This window comes from Calditrichota bacterium, assembly GCA_014359355.1.
In the GTDB taxonomy this organism is placed as follows: Bacteria; Zhuqueibacterota; Zhuqueibacteria; order JANLFK01; family Oleimicrobiaceae; genus Oleimicrobium.
Window position 1 is genome coordinate 1 of record JACIZP010000165.1, and the last position, 1,367, is coordinate 1,367.

1 protein-coding gene is annotated in these 1,367 nt (G+C 60.2%); it reads right to left on the reverse strand.

The features are described from left to right. On the reverse strand, positions 1–1,367 hold a 1,367-nt coding region (locus tag H5U38_06845), incomplete at both ends, for an FAD-dependent oxidoreductase (protein ID MBC7186736.1).

Below are 1,367 nucleotides of genomic sequence, written 5' to 3' on the forward strand. Positions count from 1 at the left end.
AGCGAACCGCGCAAGGTCACCAGGTGGGTCTTGTATTTCTTGTTGAACCGTATTCTCGTCACCTCGCCCATTTCTAAGAACTTTCCCTCTTGATCCATCACGGGGAGTTGATCCCCGGGGGCAAAGTTCGGGACAAATTCGTGTGGGATAACCACTTCTGCCCAGTGCTCGTCAATCTTCCTGGCTAAGGTAATTGCCAGGCCGGGACAGGCCGCAACGCACAGCATGCAGCCTGAACACTCACCAGAATAGACAGGCGGGTCGAGAAGATTGCCTCTCTCCCCTCGCAAAGAGATTGCGCCCGTGGGGCACACTGCGGCGCAGGGGTCGCAAGGGATCTCTTCCACACAGTGAAGCACCGGCTGAAACTTGGGGCCCAGTGCCACAGCTTGCTTGGGATAAACCTTTCCTGGGGGGCTCTTCAGAATCTCCATCTTTTCAGCAAAGGTGCCGTCGATGTGCACCTGGTCGCCGAGCATCCCGGCCATCCGCAGTCCAGCGATGCGTCCGCCAAACATCGCGGAAGAAGCCTCGGCGATCTCCTCCGCATCCCCTGCTCTCACCACCTTGAAGCCGAAGCGCCGCGCCATTTGATAGAACTCGTCCACGGGGCTCAAGCCTACGGCAAGGAGGAGGGTATCCACCGCATAGGTGCGCGCCGTGCTGAGGATCGGCTGAAAGCGCTCATCCACCTGGGCAATGGTGACGCGCTCCACCCTTCCTCTTCCCTCAGCGGAAAGGATGGTGTGCGAGAGGTAGATGGGAACCCCCATTCTCTTGATTTTGTCCTGGTGCACTTTGTAGCCGGCTACTTTTGGCAGGATGTCGGCGATTCCCACTACCTGCATGCCGGCCTGCAAGGCGTGGTACGCGGCGATGAGACCAACGTTGCCGCTGCCGATGATGAACAGCCTTTCTGCTGGGCGGACAAGGTCCCTGTTCACCAAAGTTTGAAACGCCCCTGCGCCATACACGCCCGGCAGATGGTTGCCCGGGAAGATGAGGCCCTTTTCGCGGGCGCCAGCGCTCACCACCAGGCCCTGGAAGCCCACGATCACATAGTGGCGGCCGTCCACGAAGACACCGGCCTTCTGGTCCTTGTAAATGCCGACCACAGATGCGTTGGTCATCACCGTGATGTTCGGCAGCTCGGCCACCTGTTGTGCCAAGAGCCGAGCGATGTCGATGCCACGCGTACCGGCGTAACAGTCCTCCACAGAGCCGAAAAACTTGTGCGTCTGCAGGACCAGCTTCCCCCCCAAGGCCGCCTTGTCATCCACCAGGACTGCGGAGAAGTTCCTCTTGGCGAGCTCGATGGCAGCGGTCAGCCCAGAGGGCCCGCCCCCCACCACGAGCACGTCGCAGGT